14 protein-coding genes are annotated in these 16,545 nt (G+C 69.8%); 5 read left to right on the forward strand and 9 right to left on the reverse strand.

Annotation, left to right across the window (positions count from 1 at the left end):
* Positions 1-94: 94 nt before the first annotated feature.
* The 7 genes from GPZ80_RS13510 to GPZ80_RS13540 form a co-directional block, all read right to left on the reverse strand.
* Positions 95-787 (reverse strand): SDR family NAD(P)-dependent oxidoreductase, encoded by a 693-nt coding sequence (locus GPZ80_RS13510; RefSeq protein WP_187220666.1) that lies wholly within the window; start codon positions 785-787, stop codon positions 95-97.
* 19 nt (positions 788-806) lie between these two features.
* A complete protein-coding gene (locus tag GPZ80_RS33375; protein WP_312880309.1) occupies positions 807-2,525 on the reverse strand; it encodes a class E sortase in 1,719 nt (572 codons plus the stop codon).
* Between the two features lie 362 nt (positions 2,526-2,887).
* A complete protein-coding gene (locus tag GPZ80_RS13520; protein ID WP_187220667.1) occupies positions 2,888-3,610 on the reverse strand; it encodes a FadR/GntR family transcriptional regulator in 723 nt (240 codons plus the stop codon).
* Complete coding sequence (locus tag GPZ80_RS13525) at positions 3,594-4,361, reverse strand: 3-oxoacyl-ACP reductase (protein ID WP_187220668.1); 768 nt, start codon at positions 4,359-4,361, stop codon at positions 3,594-3,596. The genes GPZ80_RS13520 and GPZ80_RS13525 overlap by 17 nt, the downstream gene beginning before the upstream one ends.
* 11 nt (positions 4,362-4,372) lie before the next feature.
* The gene (locus GPZ80_RS13530; RefSeq protein ID WP_187220669.1) at positions 4,373-5,734 is read right to left on the reverse strand and encodes an aldehyde dehydrogenase family protein; all 1,362 of its coding nucleotides are present in this window, start codon (positions 5,732-5,734) and stop codon (positions 4,373-4,375) included.
* Positions 5,731-6,468, reverse strand: coding sequence for a gamma-glutamyl-gamma-aminobutyrate hydrolase family protein (locus tag GPZ80_RS13535; protein ID WP_187220670.1), 738 nt, complete (start codon positions 6,466-6,468; stop codon positions 5,731-5,733). The genes GPZ80_RS13530 and GPZ80_RS13535 overlap by 4 nt, the downstream gene beginning before the upstream one ends.
* Positions 6,449-7,813: a glutamine synthetase family protein gene (locus GPZ80_RS13540; protein WP_187220671.1), complete on the reverse strand. Its 1,365-nt coding sequence runs from the start codon at positions 7,811-7,813 to the stop codon at positions 6,449-6,451. Before GPZ80_RS13540 ends, GPZ80_RS13535 begins: the two co-directional genes overlap by 20 nt.
* Before the next feature lie 345 nt (positions 7,814-8,158).
* On the opposite strand from GPZ80_RS13540, the gene GPZ80_RS13545 reads away from it, so the two are divergent.
* On the forward strand, positions 8,159-9,745 hold the full coding sequence (locus GPZ80_RS13545) for a S8 family peptidase (protein ID WP_312880311.1): 1,587 nt from the start codon (positions 8,159-8,161) through the stop codon (positions 9,743-9,745).
* A 57-nt stretch (positions 9,746-9,802) separates the two neighbouring features.
* On the opposite strand, the gene GPZ80_RS13550 is transcribed toward GPZ80_RS13545, so the two are convergent.
* Entirely contained in the window at positions 9,803-10,732 is a 930-nt protein-coding gene (locus tag GPZ80_RS13550; protein ID WP_187220672.1) for a phosphotransferase, read from the reverse strand.
* Between the two features lie 45 nt (positions 10,733-10,777).
* Here GPZ80_RS13550 and idi point away from each other — a divergent pair, with 45 nt between their 5' ends.
* The 3 genes from idi (at position 10,778) to GPZ80_RS13565 (ending at position 14,318) form a co-directional block, all read left to right on the forward strand.
* Positions 10,778-11,359: an isopentenyl-diphosphate Delta-isomerase gene (idi, locus tag GPZ80_RS13555; RefSeq protein WP_187220673.1), complete on the forward strand. Its 582-nt coding sequence runs from the start codon at positions 10,778-10,780 to the stop codon at positions 11,357-11,359.
* A gap of 58 nt (positions 11,360-11,417) precedes the next feature.
* Positions 11,418-12,557, forward strand: coding sequence for a glycosyltransferase (locus tag GPZ80_RS13560; RefSeq protein WP_187220674.1), 1,140 nt, complete (start codon positions 11,418-11,420; stop codon positions 12,555-12,557).
* A 273-nt stretch (positions 12,558-12,830) separates the two neighbouring features.
* Positions 12,831-14,318: a flavin-containing monooxygenase gene (locus tag GPZ80_RS13565; RefSeq protein ID WP_187220675.1), complete on the forward strand. Its 1,488-nt coding sequence runs from the start codon at positions 12,831-12,833 to the stop codon at positions 14,316-14,318.
* Here GPZ80_RS13565 and GPZ80_RS13570 read toward each other — a convergent pair.
* Positions 14,273-15,082: a class I SAM-dependent methyltransferase gene (locus tag GPZ80_RS13570; protein WP_187220676.1), complete on the reverse strand. Its 810-nt coding sequence runs from the start codon at positions 15,080-15,082 to the stop codon at positions 14,273-14,275. The genes GPZ80_RS13565 and GPZ80_RS13570 overlap by 46 nt on opposite strands.
* 190 nt (positions 15,083-15,272) lie before the next feature.
* Between GPZ80_RS13570 and GPZ80_RS13575 the strand changes: the two genes are divergently transcribed.
* Positions 15,273-16,545 (forward strand): S8 family peptidase (locus GPZ80_RS13575; RefSeq protein ID WP_187220677.1); only part of this gene is annotated, 1,273 nt, incomplete at its 3' end.

The following is a 16,545-nucleotide window of genomic DNA, read 5'->3' on the forward strand; positions in this document are numbered from 1 at the left end:
AGATCCACATTTGGGCTTTTCAGGTGAACTTCGGTAACGCGACCACCCGATCTTGCGATCAAGATCGCGTGCGGGCACACGATGTGTCAGCCGATCAGCCCGTGCCCGCGACCGGGATGACACCACCCGAGATCGCGGATCCGTTGTGTCCACACAGGAACAGGATCGTCTCGGCGATCTTCTCCGGACGGACCCAGCCGGATCGGTCGGCCTCGGGCTGCTCCGCGCGGTTCGCCGGAGTGTCGATCACGCCGGGCATGATCGCGTTGACCCGCACACCGTCGCGGCCGTACTCCGCGGCCAGCGCTCCGACCAGCCCGGACACCGCCGCCTTCGCCGTGATGTAGCCGGCCGCACCGGGAAACGGGTTCCGCGCGGCGCGCGCCGAGACGCACACGACGGAGCCGCCGCCCGCCGCGATCAGGTGCGGCAGCGCGGCCTGGGTGACCAGGTACGTGGGCCGCAGGTTGATCCGCAGCATCCGGTCGAAGTCGTCGACCGGAGTCTCGTGCACCCGCCCGCCCATCGCGAAACCGCCGACGAGGTTCACCACCGCGGCGAGCGGCGCCTGCACGTCGGCCGCCGCGCGTTCGGCGCACGCGGCGACGTCGGCCTGGTCGACGAGGTCGGCGCGGACGAGTTCGAGCCGGTCATGGGCGCCGAGCCTGCCCAGTTCGGCCTCCACCAGCCACGGAACCACGACCCGCCACCCCGCGCCGAGGAACGCGTTCGTCACTGCCGAGCCGAGCCCACCGGTGCCCCCGGTGATCAACGCCGTCGAAGTCATGGACCCAGTCTCCCCGGTGTCAGCGGGTTTCGCGGAGTTCCGGGGGCAGCGCCGGGTCGGACTTCGGGTGCACGCGGACCAGGACGCCGTGCAGGATCATCCGCTGCCGGTTGGAGAACTTGGGGTGGCAGGTGGTCAGGGTGATCAGCTTCTGCCGCTGCTCCGCGGGCGTCTTGGACGCGAGGTTGCCGGGCACGGGGGCGACCACCGCGGAGTCGCGCGGGGTGACGATGCGGCGGCCGATGGTGGCCGCGTACTCGCCGGTCAGCGGCTCGACCTTGGCCGAGCCGGGGGCGCCCGCGCACAACGGGTCGGCGCCGACCTGAGCCCAGTTCTTGGCGTCGTCGACCGTGGGCAGCATCCGGTAGATGTACCAGTTGCCGCGGGTCTCGACGATCATCGCGTCGCAGGACTGGAGCAGGTCGAGGTCGTTGAAGGGGGCACCCTTGCCGACCCGATGCCCCGCCACGCCGAAGTTGCCGGGCGCGCCTGGGGCCGCCGACTGCTTGTAGTGACCGGGGCCGACCTCGAGGTTGGCTTCGGAGGTGCCCTCGACGATGGTGAACTTGTAGTCGGAACCGAGGGCCGGGATGTAGAGCTTCGCGATGCCCTCGCCGTCGGCGAACGTGAAGTGCTCGGTGCGCTCGGGTTCGGCGGGCTGCTGCCAGTCCTCTTCGAGGGCGCTGGTGACGTCGTTCTGCTTGCCCGCGGAGATCAGGTCGGTGATCCACACCTCGTAGACGACGAAGAGCAGCACGACCATCCCGGCGGTGATGAGCAACTCGCCGATGGAGCGCACGGCCAGCAGGCCGGGGCTGATCTTGGGGCGGCGCACGGGCTCGTCGTCGTAGTAGTCGTCGTCGTAGTCGTCGTACTCGTCGTCGTAGTAGTCGTCGTCCAGGGAGGGGATGTACTCCGTGGGCGCGTCCGGGTTGACCCGTGGGGGCGGCGGTCCCGGGGGACGGGCGGGGTGTCGGAACTGGGCACCGTGAGCAGGCTCACCGACAAGCGGGGGCTGGCCGTGCTCACCTGGGAGTGGGTCGATGGGACGGGCTTGCTCACCTGGGAACAAGGGGCGACCACGCTCGCCCGCGGGGCGCCCGCGCTCACCGCGGAATGGCTCGGCGGGGAGAGCGTTCGGGGTTGGCCCACTGGGCTCACCCATGAGCCGATCGGCGAGGCGACCATGTCCACCCGCGGGCGGGTCCGCCGGGCGATGGCCAGGGTCACCTTGGATGAAATTCGGCGGGCGGCCGTGGTCCTTTGGGAGCGATGCGGGCGGTCGGCCGTACTCATCCGGGATCGGCGCGGGCGGGCCGGGCTCCCCGACAATCGGGTCAGGTCGGCCGAACGCACCCGCGCCCGCGGAGCGGACATAGGCCGTGGGCGGCTGCGCGGCCGGGTAGACCGGCTCCCCCTCGTGCGGCGACGGCACCCAGGAATCACGCGCCGCAGGTGGGGTGGGTCCGTTCAGGGCGCGGCGTGGGGTTTCGCCGGGCGGCCAAGGCGATGGGTCGGCGGGCGAGTGGTCATCGGCGGGCGGGTGCCAGGCGGCGGAATCCCCGTGCGGGCCCGCCGAGCCGTTGAATTGGGGCGTGACCTGGGCTTCGGGCTCCTGCCATGGCGCGACGCTCGCGGCCGGGCGGTCGGTGGGATCGGCCGCGGGCCAGGCCGGAGTGCCCGCGGCGGCATCGAACTGCTGCCGCTCGTCACCCTCAAGCGCCCGGCGACCAGCCACTGAACGAGCAGGCGGATCCACCGGCGGCCACTCATCCGACCCAGGTCGACCAACCATTGCGGTCGCGGGCCCGGCGGGCGCGTCGGTCGGTGTCCACACCTCCCGATCACGCGCGGCGTCCCCACCAGGAGGCGGCGGCACGGGTGGTCGGGACGGGGTGTCGGCCGGCGGCGGGACCGGCGTGTCGGGCGCGGACGCGCGGGTGCGGGCGGGCCGGCGTACCGGCTGGATGACCACCGTGTGGTCGTCCGCCGGTCGCGGCCGAGGCTGCCGCCCTCGGTCTCCGTGCACCTGTTCACCTCGCATCCGACGCCGCTGTCCCCCACGAGGTTAGGACACCGCCGGCCGGAGGGTGGCGGGTATCAGGACAGGAACCCGCGCAGCAGCGACGCGGTGCCCTCCAGGTGCTCGGCCATCGCGGCCCGGGCGCCGACGGGATCGCCGCGCAGGATGGCGTCGACGATGGCGCGGTGCTGGTGTTCGGAGTGCTCGATGTTGGGGGTGATCAGCGGGATCGTGTCGAGCAGGGCGTTGAGTCGGGTGCGCGCGTCGGCGACGGCCGAGGTCAGCGACGGCGACGCGGTGGCCTCGGCGACGGCAAGGTGCAGCCGGGAGTCCTTGCGCCGGTACTCCCCCGGCCCGGCCGCCACGCAGTCGTCGAGGCGGGCGCACAGCTGCCTGCGGTCCTCACCGCTGAGCGCCCGGCTCGCGGCCGTTTCGGCTGCCCCGGTCTCCAGGGCCCAGCGCAGGGTGAGCGCGTCCTGCAGTTCGGCGGCGAGCCCGGTGGGCGGATCGACGGGAACCCGCACGGGCAGCACCGCGCTGACGAAGGTGCCGCCGTACCGGCCGCGCCTGCTCTCGACGTAACCCGATTCCTGCAGCACCCGAAGCGCCTCGCGCAGGGTCACGCGGCTCACGCGCAGCCGGGTGGACAGCTCGCGTTCGGGCGGCAGCCGACCGCCCGGGCCGATCACGCCCAGGCGGATGGCCTGCAGCATCCGCTGCGTCGTCTCCTCGAACGCGCTGCCCGTGCGGACCGGCCGTAGCAGCGCGTCGGAAAGCCGGTCGTCAGAGGGGGGTGACATAGGCGCCGGAGATCCCGCCGTCGACCAGGAACGACGACGCGGTCATGAACGACGAGTCGTCGCAGGCCAGGAACGCCACGGCGGCGGCGATCTCCTCTGGCTCGGCGAACCGGCCCATCGGGATGTGCACGAGTCGCCGGGCCGCGCGCTCCGGGTCCTTCGCGAACAGCTCTTGGAGCAGCGGGGTGTTCACCGGCCCCGGGCACAGCGCGTTGACCCGGATCCCTTCCCGGGCGAACTGCACGCCCAACTCGCGGCTCATCGCCAGCACCCCACCCTTGGACGCGGTGTAGGAGATCTGCGAGGTGGCCGCGCCCATCACCGCCACGAACGACGCGGTGTTGATGATCGACCCCTTTCCCTGCCGCCGCATGTGCGGGATCGCGTACTTGCAGCACAGGTACACCGACTTCAGGTTGACGTCCTGCACCCGCTGCCACGCGTCGAGGCCGGTGGTGAGGATCGAGTCGTCGTCGGGCGGGGAGATGCCCGCGTTGTTGAACGCGATGTCGAGCGATCCGTAGGTGGTCACGGCGGCCTGGAACAGCGCCTCGACGTCAGGCTCGCTGGTGACGTCGGCGCGCACGAACAGCCCGTCGACCTCCTCGGCGGCGGCCTTGCCGGTGTCCGGGTCGATGTCGGCCACCACCACGTGGGCCCCCTCGGCGGCCAGCCTGCGCACTGACGCCAGGCCGATCCCGCCGGCCCCACCGGTGACGACCGCGACCCGGCCCTCAAGACGCTTGCTCAATGGAGTCCCTTTCACTCATCGGTGCTCAGAAAAACGTTCTTGGTCTCAGTGAAGGACGCCAAGGCGTCGGGTCCGAGTTCGCGCCCGAAGCCGGACTGCTTGAAGCCGCCGAACGGGGTCCAGTAGCGCACCGACGAGTGCGAGTTGACCGACAGGTTGCCCGCGTCGACCGCCCGGGACACGCGCAGCGCGCGGCCGACGTCCCGGGTCCAGATCGACCCGGACAGGCCGTATTCGGTGTCGTTGGCCAGCCGCACCGCGTCGGCTTCGTCGTCGAACGGCAGCACCGCGACGACCGGCCCGAACACCTCGTCGGTGACCGCCCGATGGTCCGGGTCGATCGGCGCGAGAACCGTTGGCGGGTACCAGAACCCCGGACCCTCAGGCGCGCCGCCGCGGAAGGCGACGTCGGCATCGTCCACATAGGACACCACGTGGTCGCGGTGCGCCGCCGAGATGAGCGGGCCCATCTCCGTCGACTCGGAGCCCGGGTCGCCGACGACGACGCCTTGGACAGCCTTCTCGAACAGGCCGAGGAATTTGTCGTACACCTTGCGCTGCACCAGGATCCGCGAGCGCGCGCAGCAGTCCTGGCCGGCGTTGTCGAACACCGCGTAGGGCGCCGTCGCGGCGGCCTTCTCCAGGTCGGCGTCGGCGAAGATGATGTTCGCGTTGTTGCCGCCCAGTTCCAGCGTCAGTCGCTTCACCTGGTCGGCGCAACCCGCCATGATCTGCTTGCCGACCTCTGTGGACCCGGTGAAGACCACCTTGCGCACCAACGGATGCGTGACGAACCGCTGCCCCACGACCGACCCCTTGCCCGGCAGCACCTGGAACACCTCCGCCGGGATGCCCGATTCCCGAGCCAGCTCGGCGAGCCGCAGCGCGGTCAGCGGGGTCAGCTCGGCGGGCTTGAGCACGACGGTGTTTCCCGCCGCGAGGGCGGGCGCGAAGCCCCACGACGCGATCGGCATCGGGAAGTTCCACGGCACGATCACGCCCACCACGCCCAGCGGCTCGGCGAAGGTGAGGTTGACTCCGTCTGGCACCGGGATCTGCCTGCCGAACAGCCGTTCCGGCGCGGCCGAGTAGTAAGTGAGCACGTCGCGGACATTGCCCGCCTCCCAGCGGGCGTTGCCGATCGTGTGGCCCGCGTTGGCGACCTCGAGCCGGGCCAAGTTCTCCAGGTCGGCGTCGACGGCGTCGGCGAATCGGCGCAGCAGCCGCGCGCGGTCCCCCGGGGCGACCGCCCGCCACCCCGCGAACGCCGCGTGGGCGCGGCCGATGGCGGCGTCGGTCTCGTCGATCCCGACCAGGTGGACGGTCTCCACACGTTCGGCCGTGGCCGGGTTGATCACGTCGTACGAGGTCAAATTCGCTCCAGGTCCTGTCTGCGCCGCAGGGCGGCGGCCACGAGCGCTGCGAACAGGCGGCTGTCCTCGGCGTCCTGTTCGGGATGGGACTGCACGCCGATGGTGAACCGCGCGCCCGCCAGTTCCACGGCCTCGACCGTGCCGTCGGCCGCGGTCGCGACCACGGCGAGGCCGTCGCCGATCCGGTCGAGGGACTGGTGGTGATGGCACTGCACGGTGACCGACCGGCCCAGGATGCCCGCGAGCCTGCTGCCGCGGCGGATGGTCACGTCGTTCTTGCCGAACCGGGCGATGGCGGGCTGGTGGTCGGTGTTCGAGACCTGCTCGGGCGTGTGCTGGTGCAGGGTGCCGCCGAGGGCGACGTTGAGCAGCTGCATCCCCCGGCACACCGCCAGCACCGGCAGGTCGAGTTCGCGCGCGGCGGCGAGCAGGGCGAGTTCGGCGTCGTCGCGGGTGGGCTGCGGGGTGCCGGTGGTCGGGTGCGGATCCTGGCCGTAGCGGGCGGATTCGATGTCGGCGCCGCCGGAGAGCACGAGCCCGTCGAGCCAGTCCACCGTTTCCGCGCGCCAGTCGCCCAGCGGCGGAAGCAGTACCGCGTTGCCGCCGGCCGCGCGCACCGACTCGACGTAGGCGCGGTGCAGGACGACGGCCTCGGCCTCCCAGATGCCGAACGCTGAGTGCTCAAGGTAGGTGGTGATGCCGATGACCGGAGGCCTAGAGCCGTTCGAAGCCACGGACCCGCTCCCAGTCGGTGACCGCCGCGTCGAAGGCGGCCTGCTCCACATGGGCGGCGTTGAGGTAGTGCTCGACGACCTCGTGGCCGAACGCCTGCCGCGCCACGGCACTGTCGTCGAACAGGTCCGCCGCCTCGCGCAGCGTGCTCGGGACGCGGGGTTTCGCTGAGGCGTAAGCGTTTCCGGTGAACTGGGGCTCCAACGGAAGGTCGTTGTCGATGCCGTGCAGGCCGGCCGCGATCAGCGCGGACACCGCGAGGTACGGGTTGACGTCGCCGCCCGGCACCCGGTTCTCCACCCGCAGCGAATCGCCGTGTCCGACCACGCGCAGGGCGCAGGTGCGGTTGTCGCTGCCCCACGCGATGGCGGTCGGCGCGAACGAGCCGGGCGCGAACCGCTTGTAGGAGTTGATATTCGGGGCGAGGAAGTACGTCAGCTCACGCAGACAGGCGAGCTGGCCCGCCACGAATCGCTCCATCAGCGGCGAGAACCCGTGCGGGCCGTCCCCGGCGAGGACCGCCTCACCGTCGGTGGAGCGCAGACTCATGTGGATGTGGCACGAGTTGCCCTCACGCTCGTTGCACTTGGCCATGAACGTCAGGCTCTTGCCCAGTCGCGCCGCGTTCTCCTTGGCGCCCAGCTTGTAGATCGTGTGGTTGTCGCAAGTGGTCAGCGCGTCGGCGTAACGGAAGGTGATCTCGTGCTGGCCGGGGTTGCACTCGCCTTTCGCGGACTCGACGTACATTCCCGCGTCGGCCATGTCGTTGCGGATGGCGCGCAGCAGTCCCTCGATGCGGCCGGTGCCCAGCACCGAATAGTCCACGTTGTACTGGTTGACGGGTTTCAGTGCGCGGTATCCCTGGTTCGCGGCCTGCTCGTAGGTCTCGTCGAACACGAGGAACTCCAACTCGGTGCCCACGAACGCGCCCAGCCCGCGCTCGGCGAGCCGCTCCAGTTGATGGCGCAGGATCTGCCTGGGCGACACCGTGACCGGGCCGCCCTCGACGCGCTCGACGTCGGTCAGCACCGTCGCGGTGTGCGGATACCAGGGCGTCATCCGCAGCGTGGCCAGGTCGGGCCGGAGCACGAAGTCGCCGTAGCCGGTCTCCCAGGAGGACATCACATATCCGTCGACGGTGTTCATCTCGACGTCCACCGCGAGCAGGTAGTCGCACGCCTCGGCACCGTGCTTGAGGACCTCTTCGAGGAAGTACCGCGCGGAGCACCGCTTGCCCTGCAACCTGCCCTGCATGTCGGTCATGGCCACCAGGACGGTGTCCACCTCGCGGGACTCGACGAGTTCGCGCAGGCGGGCCACGGAGAGCGGACCGTTGACGTCACCCATGGCCGAACCCTCCGCAAAGGTCTGACTGGCGCCCCTTTGAAACTCCGACCCACGCATGCTCGCAGCGCGCACTCCGGCCCGCAACCACCGACCGGGGAACATCAACCAAACGGGCTCGACCCCAGGCCGATGCCGGGTTATCCATCAAAGGACCGACTTCGATCCTTTGCGGCAGGAACCGCGACTGCGTGAACTGTGAATGAAACTGTTCAAAACACCCGCATGGTTAACGGTTGTGAACAAAGGTGATCGCGAACAAGACTGACCGGGTTCTCCTTAACCCTTGCCTGAGGGTTCTCCATCGAGGGCTGGAGCCTCAGGCGACCCTGCAGAGGAGTCAGTCGTATGCGCATGTCCCGAACCAGGGTGGCGGTCGCCGTCACGGCGGCCGCGGCCACTGTCGGAGCCACCTTCGCCCTGGCTGTCCCGGCCACGGCGGCGGAAGCCCAGATCCTGAACGAGAACTCCGCGAACGCCATCAAGGACAGCTACATCGTCATGCTGAAAGACGGCCAGTCGCGGGCCGTCGCCACCTCCGCCGACAGCCTCGGCCGCAAGTACGGCGGCAAGGTCGGCTTCACCTACGAGTCCGCGCTTCGCGGGTTCTCGGTGACCATGTCCGCGGCGCAGGCTCGCAAGCTCGCCGCAGACCCGGCCGTGGCGTCGATCGAGCAGGACCGCACCATCAAGCTGCTGACCGACCAGCCCAACCCGCCGTCGTGGGGTCTGGACCGGGTCGACCAGCGCGACCTGCCGCTGAACAGCAACTACTCGTACGCGACCGGCGCGTCCAACGTCACCGCGTACGTGATCGACACCGGCATCAACTACAACCACGCCGACTTCGGCGGCCGGGCCAGCCTGGGCACCGACGTGTTCACCGACGGCCAGGCGGGCAAGGACTGCCAGGGCCACGGCACGCACGTCGCGGGCACCGTCGGCGGCAAGACGTTCGGTGTGGCCAAGGAGGTCAAGCTCAAGGCCGTCCGGGTGCTGAACTGCCAGGGCGGCGGCTCGGTGTCGGGCATGGCCAAGGGCGTGGACTGGGTGACCGCGAACGCGGTGCTGCCCGCCGTGGCCAACATGAGCCTCTACACGGGCACGAAGAACGAGCCGAGCACCGTGCTCGACACCGCGGTGAAGAACTCGATCGCCAAGGGCGTCACCTACGCCGTCGCCGCCGGAAACTTCGGCGACGACAGCTGCCAGTACAGCCCGCAGCGGGTGTCCGAGACGATCAACGTGATGGCGTCGAACAAGACCGACGGCCGGGTCAGCAACAGCCTCTGGTCGTCGAGCTACGGCACCTGCTCGGATCTCTTCGCCCCCGGTGACAGCATCGTGTCGGCGTCGCACTCGAGCACCACGGGCAGCTCCACCAAGAGCGGCACGTCCATGGCCGCCCCGCACGTCGCGGGCGCGGCGGCGCTGTACCTGGCGGCCAACCCGACCGCCACCCCGAAGCAGGTCCACGACGCGCTGATCGCCAACGCCACCAGCGGCAAGGTGACCAACGCCGGAACCGGGTCGCCGAACAAGCTGCTGTTCGTCGGCGGCGGCGGCGACGTTCCTCCGCCCACCGGCTGCGCCACCAAGACCAACGGCACCGACGTCGCCATCCCGGACGCGGGCGCCGCGGTCACCAGTGACATCACCATCTCCGGCTGCGAGGGCAACGCCTCGGCGACGGCGAAGGTCGACGTCAACATCAAGCACACCTGGCGCGGCGACCTGGTCATCGACCTGGTGGCACCGGACGGCTCGGCCTACCGCCTGAAGAGCTCTTCGTCGAACGACTCGGCCGACAACGTCATCGCGAGCTACACGGTGAACCTGTCCTCCGAGGCGCGCAACGGCACTTGGAAGCTGAGGGTCCAGGACGTCGCCCGGTATGACACGGGCACCATCGACACCTGGAGCCTGACGCTGTAAGCACCGCGAATACCGGGAATGCCCGCCGAGCCCCAGTGCTCGGTGGGCATTCCCCGTTCAGGCGGACCAGCGGCTTTCGAGGCGGTTCGCCAGCGCCCCGAAGAGCGGACCCGCCTGGGGGACATCCAGTTCGACCACCATCCGCAGCCGGTGGCGAAGCCGCTCGCGGGCGGTCATCGGACCCCATTCCCAGTCCTGCGCCAGCACCCGCTCGAACTGGTCGCGCTCGCCGCGCTGGATGCGTTGGACCAGGGCGTCGCCGCGCAGAAGCCAGGCGACGCAGTGGTCGGCCAGGGAACCAGGGACGTCCGTGCCGGTGGTCTCCCGCCAAGTCTCGACGTACGCCGACTCCGCCGAGGCGATCACCTCCGGCGCCAGGACCGTGCTGTATCCGCAGGTTGGGAAGGCCATGCGGAGGTAGGCCAGTTCGGCCAGGCCCGGGCCGCTGCCTGCTTGTTCGAAGTCGATGAAGTGCACGCCCGCGGGACCGACCAGCAGGTTCCCCGGGCAGGGATCGCCGTGCAGGAGGGCGGATCCGTCGGTGGCGACGCGGGCCGGCAGTGAGCGCAGCGCGTGTTCCGCGGTGGGCGACGGGTGGACGCCGACGGCGGCGCACAGGCGGAGGAACGCGGTCAGGTCCGCCTCCCGTGGGGCGTCGGCGGCGGGCAGGGACGGGGGCGGGGTGACGGCGTGGAGGCGGGCGAGACTGCTTGCGTAGGTGAGCGGGTCGGGGAACACACTCGCGCTCTCGACGTACTCCAACACGGTGACGTTCGCCGAAGGGTCGGCGTCGAGGACCTCGGGCGCCAGGCCCACCACCGCGGCGGCCCGCAGTGCGACGAGTTCGCGCTGGAATCGCGTGTCCGCCTTGTGCCCCAACAGTTGTTTGACCACAACACGCCGGTCGGCAAGGTCGATGACCCACACCTGCGAGCCGGGACTGCTCGACAACGGGTCGACACGGCGTGGGATTCCGAGGCCAAGCACGCGGCTCAGGTTGCCTCGTTCTACCCAGGCAGGCAAGGTAATACGGTGATCACAGAGCAGGTACTGCTGTTGGACGAGACCGGCCATGGGATCGGCACCGCCGCCAAAGCCGAGGTGCACAACGCGAACACGCCGCTGCACCTGGCGTTCTCCAGCTATGTCTTCGATCCCGACGGGCGGTTCCTGATCACCCAGCGGGCCTCGCACAAGAAGACCTGGCCTGGCGTCTGGACGAATTCCTGCTGTGGCCACCCCGGACCCGACGAGCCCATCGCGCGGAGTGTGGCGCGCAGGCTGGAAGACGAACTCGGCCTCGTCGGGCCGCACCACCCCGACCTGATCCTGCCCCGGTTCCGCTACCGCGCGGTGATGGGCAACGGCATGGTGGAGAACGAGATGTGCCCGGTGTTCCGGGTCGTCGTGACCACCGACCCGGTGCCCAACCCGGAGGAGGTCGACGCCGCGGAGTGGGTGTCGTGGGCCGAGTTCAGCGAGTCGGTGCTCGCCGGGACGCGCACGGTCTCGCCGTGGAGCGTGCTGCAGGTCAGCGAGCTGACCCGGCTCGGACCCGACCCGCTGGCGTGGCCGGTGGGCGACACCGACGAGCTGCCGATCGCTGTCCGGTAATCGGGACGGTTGGAAAAAAGCAGGCGACGACCGCTTCGGCGCACGTACTGTCGGTGCAGTGCATGTCTTGTTCTCCAGCCTGCCCAGCCATGGCCACACCTACCCCCTGCTCCCCTTGGCGATCGCGGCCAAGGAACAGGGGCACCGCGTCACCTACGCGACCGATGTCTCGTTCCACCCCGTCCTGAGCCCCCTCGGGTTCGACGTCGTCGATGTCGGAACCACCATCGGCGATGCCTTCAGCCAGGTCACCCAGGGCGCCCCGCCCGACTTCCGCGACCCCGAGGCGATGGCCGAGGTGGTGAGCAGTGTCTTCATGTCGGTGCTGGCCCGCCGCTTCGCCGCCGACCTGCGCCCTGTCCTCGACCGCGAGAAGCCCGACCTGGTGATCTACGAGGCGGGCTGCACGGGCGCCGGGCTCGCCGCCAAAGCCGCGGGAATCCCCGTGCTGTGCCACGCCTTCGGCCGGGGAGGCCTCGGGATCGTCTTCCCCGACTTCCTCACCAAGCAAGCCGAGGTGGCCGCCGAACTCGGGGTCGACTACGACCCGGCCGGGCCGTTTCCCGACCCGTATCTGGACATCTACCCGGCGTCCCTGCAGGACAAGGAGTTCCTCACCTTCCCCAAGCGGATCCCGCTGCGTCCGGTGGCCTTCGCCGAGCCGGGCGAGTTGCCCGCGTGGGTGGCCGAGCACGAACGGCCCTTGGTCTACCTGACCCTGGGCACGGCATTCGGCCAGGCGGCGGTGCTGCGGACCGCGATCGACGGTCTCGCGACGCTGCCCGCCCGGGTGATCGTCGCGGCGGGGCCGACCGTGGAGATCGCCGACCTCGGCGCGGTGCCGGACAACGTGACCGCGCTGCCCTGGGTTCCGCAGGCGGACCTGTTGCCGCACACCGATCTCGTCGTGCACCACGGCGGCAGCGGCACCACGCTCGGGGCCTTGGCCGCCGGTGTGCCGCATCTGTTCATCCCGCAGGGCGCCGACCAGTTCGTCAACGCCGACGCGGTGACCGAGAGCGGCGCGGGCCTGCAACTCGTCGGCGACGCGATCACCGTCGAGGCGGTGGCCACGAAGGCGGCCGAACTCCTGGCCGACAGCGCGGTCGCCGCACGGTCCCGGGAGCTGGCCGCGGAGATCGCCACCATGCCCACCCCCGCCGAAACCGCCGCCACCCTGGAACACCTCACGTCCTAACCCCTCGCGAGTCCAACGTTCAGAACAACGAGTCCGACGTTCAGAACATCCACTTTCGTCTCACGGCACCGTGAGATCGAAATTCGAATGTTTTGAACGTCGGACTCGTTGTTCTGAACGTTGGACTCGCGGTTTCGGGGTTGGGTGGAGTTTCGGATACTGGTAGTCTCTGGAGTCTTGCGGACTCTCGGGAGGCCTGGCGNGTTTCGGGGTTGGGTGGAGTTTCGGATACTGGTAGTCTCTGGAGTCTTGCGGACTCTCGGGAGGCCTGGCGTGGATGATCAGCGCGACTTCGAGGTCGTCGTCATCGGCGCGGGAGCATCCGGCATCGGCGCGGCCATCAAGCTGCGCGCCCAGGGCGTGACCGACTTCGCCGTGCTGGAGAAGGCCTCGGGCGTCGGCGGCACCTGGCGGGCCAACACCTACCCGGGCTGCGCGTGCGACGTCCCCTCGGCGCTGTACTCGTTCTCGTTCGCGCCCAACCCGCAGTGGAGCCGGGCGTTCGCCGAGCAGCCGGAGATCCTGGACTACCTGCGCCGGGTGTCGGCCGACCACGGTGTCGACCCACATCTGCGCCTCGGCGTCGAGTTGACCCGCGCCCAGTGGTCCGACGGCGACCAGCGCTGGCACCTCGACACGACCCGCGGCCGGTTCTCCGCCCGCATCCTGATCGCCGGGGCGGGCCCGTGGAACGAGCCGCTCATCCCGGACCTGCCCGGCCTGGTCGACTTCCCCGGCGAGGTCTTCCACTCCGCCTGGTGGGACCACACCATCGACCTGAGGGGCAAGCGGGTCGCGGTCGTGGGGAGCGGTGCGTCGGCAGTGCAGTTCGTGCCGCACCTGCAGCCTGAGGTCACGGCCCTACATCTGTTCCAGCGGACCGCGCAGTGGGTGCTGCCCAAGCCCGACCACGCCGTGCCCGAGATCGAGAAGCGGCTCCTGCGCGCCGTCCCGTTCGCCCAGCGCGCGCTGCGCGGCATCGAGTACGCGGCGATAGAGGCGCTCGGCGTCGGCTTCCGCAACCCGTGGATCCTGCGGCTGATCCAGCGGGTCGGCCTGGCGCACCTGCTGCTCACGGTCCGCGATCCCGACCTGCGCCGGGCGCTGACTCCGGACTACACGCTGGGCTGCAAGCGTCTGCTGCTCTCCAACACCTACTACCCGGCGCTGACCCGGCCGAACGTGACGGTCCACCCGCACGCGGTTCGGGAGATCCGGGGCAGCCACGTCGTCGGCGCGGACGGCGCGGAGTCCGAAGTGGACGCCATCATCCTCGGCACCGGATTCCGCATCCTCGACATGCCACTGGCGAACCTGGTGTTCGACGCCGAGGGACGCAGTCTCGCCGAGCACTGGCAAGGCAGCCCGGTCAGCTATCTCGGCACCACGGTCGCCGGGTTCCCGAACGCCTTCCTGCTGCTCGGACCGAGTCTGGGCACCGGGCACTCGTCGGCGTTCACGATCCTGCAAGCCCAGCTGGGCTACGTGAGCACCGCGGTCCGCCGGATCCGCGAGCTCGGGTGGTCGAGCATCACGGTCCGGCCGGACGTGCAGCGCCGCTACAACAACGAGGTGCAGGGCGCGCTGACGGGCACCGTCTACAACACCGGCGGCTGCTCCAGCTACTACCTGGACTCCAACGGCCGCAACAGTTTCAGCTGGCCGTGGTCGACCGGCCGGATGCGCGCGCGGCTCGCGGTGTTCGACCCGTCGGACTACATCGTCCGCTCGCCCGCGGACCGGCCCGCCGAGATGACGTAGTAGTCGATCAGGCCGTCGCGGTAGGAAGTCAGCCAACGCCGGGGCCACTCGCCCTCGGGCACGCCGAGTTGGGCGATCCAGCGGTCCAGCCCCGGCCAGACGTGCTCGCCGATCGAGGTGACCCGGACATCGCCGAAGCCCGCCGTGCTCAGTGCGCCGACCACGTCGGGGACCGCGTGATCGCGGTCGACGCCGGAGGCGAAGGTGTCCAGCCTGGCCGCGAGTTCGCCGGGACGGTCCGCGGTCGGGGCGAAGAACGTGCTGACGGCGAACCGGCCACCCGGCCGCAGCACGCGGAACGCCTGCGCGGCGAACGGGCCAAGGTCGTCCATGTGCTGCGCGGCCTCGATGGACACCGCGACGTCGAAGGTCTCGTCGGGGAACGGGAGATCCTCGGCGGCGCCCTGGCGGTAGGTCAGCCGCTCCCCCTGGGCGTGGACGCTCGCGCGGGCGACCTGGTCCGGGCTCAGGTCGACGCCGTGCAGTTCGCGCGGGCCGAATTCGGCGAATGCCCAGGCCGCGCCGACGCCGGTGCCTGAACCGATTTCGAGCACGGCGTCCCCGGCGTTGACGCCCAGCTGCTCGAATACCAGACGATAGAGGGCGAACTGGCTTTCGACTCGCTGTTCGACGGATATCGGCTGGTCCGCCGCCAGGCCTGGCCAGAATCCGAAGTTGATGAATCCCCCGGCGAAGACCGGCAGGGAACTCAGGTCGTCCTCGCCGTACATCCGGGACCTGAGCACCGGAGCGTCATCAGTCATGACTCCATGTTGCCATAAGGGAATCTTCCCATTTAAGGGTTAACAGTTATGTTTCTCGCCAATTTTGAGGTCTTTCCAACAAGCGGCCCGAGTGGCATTATGCACGGGCGAGCAGCTCCATTGTGGACGCGGGGATAGCCGACCGCGCCTTTCTTGCTCGTACCCCCTGCACAGTAAGGAATCGGCATCAATGACGCGCATCCAATTGCGAAGCAAGGCGTCCAGAGCAGCTTTGCTCGCCGTAGTCGCGACCGCGGGCATCGCCGCGGTCTCGATCCCTGCCTACTCCAGCGAAGCTGAAGTCACGATCCAGAACGCCGACGCCCCCGGCGCCGTGCCCGACCGCTACATCGTCAAGTTCAAGAACGGCGCGCGCAGCGCCGCCGCCGTCAGCTCGATGTCGGCCGACAAGGCCCGCAAGCACGGCGGCACCGTCCGGCACAACCTCGAGATCATCAACGGCTACTCGGCCACGATGACCGCGGAGCAGGCCAAGGACGTCGCCCGCGACGCCGACGTCGAGTCCGTCGAGCAGGCCCAGTACATGGTCGCCCTCGACACCCAGACCAACCCGCCCAACTGGGGCGACGACCGCATCGACCAGCGTGACCTTCCGCTGAACCAGACCTTCAACTACCCGACCAACCCTGGTCAGGGCGTCCGCGTCTACGTGCTGGACACCGGCATCAACGCGAGCCACACCGACTTCACCGGCCGCGTCGCCGCGGGCTACGACTTCGTCGACAACGACTCGACCCCGCAGGACTGCCAGGGCCACGGCACGCACGTCGCGGGCACCGCGGCGGGCACGGTCTACGGCGTCGCCAAGAAGGCGACAATCTCCGCGGTCCGCGTGCTCGGCTGCGACGGCTCCGGCAGCAACGACGGCATCCTGGCCGGCATCAACTGGGTCAAGAACAACGCGGTCAAGCCCGCGGTCGTCAACTACAGCATCGGCTGCCGCTCACGCTGCTCCAACGCCACTTTGGACAACGCGGTGAAGTCGCTGATCGCCAGCGGCGTGCAGTTCATCCAGGCGGCGGGCAACTCCAACGACGACGCCTGCTACTACAGCCCGCAGCTGGTCCCCGAGGCCATCACGGTCGGCAACAGCAACCAGCAGGACCAGCGCTACAACGGCACCGGTCCGAGCAGCTACGGCTCCTGCCTCGACATCTGGGCGCCGGGCACGAGCATCGTCTCGGCCTCGCACTCCAGCAACACCGGCAGCGCGACCATGACCGGCACGTCGATGGCCTCGCCGACCGTGGCGGGCGCGGCGGCGATGTACCTGGGCCTCAACACCTCGTCGACCCCGCAGCAGATTCGCGACGCGCTGGTCAACAACGGCTCGACGGGCAAGCTGACCGGCATCAACGCCGGTTCGCCGAACGTCCTGCTCTACACCGCGTTCATGAACGGCGGCGGCACCACCGGCGTGACGGTCACCAACCCGGGTAACC

The sequence above is a fragment of the Actinokineospora xionganensis genome (assembly GCF_014323725.1).
Classification (GTDB): domain Bacteria; phylum Actinomycetota; class Actinomycetes; order Mycobacteriales; family Pseudonocardiaceae; genus Actinokineospora; species Actinokineospora xionganensis.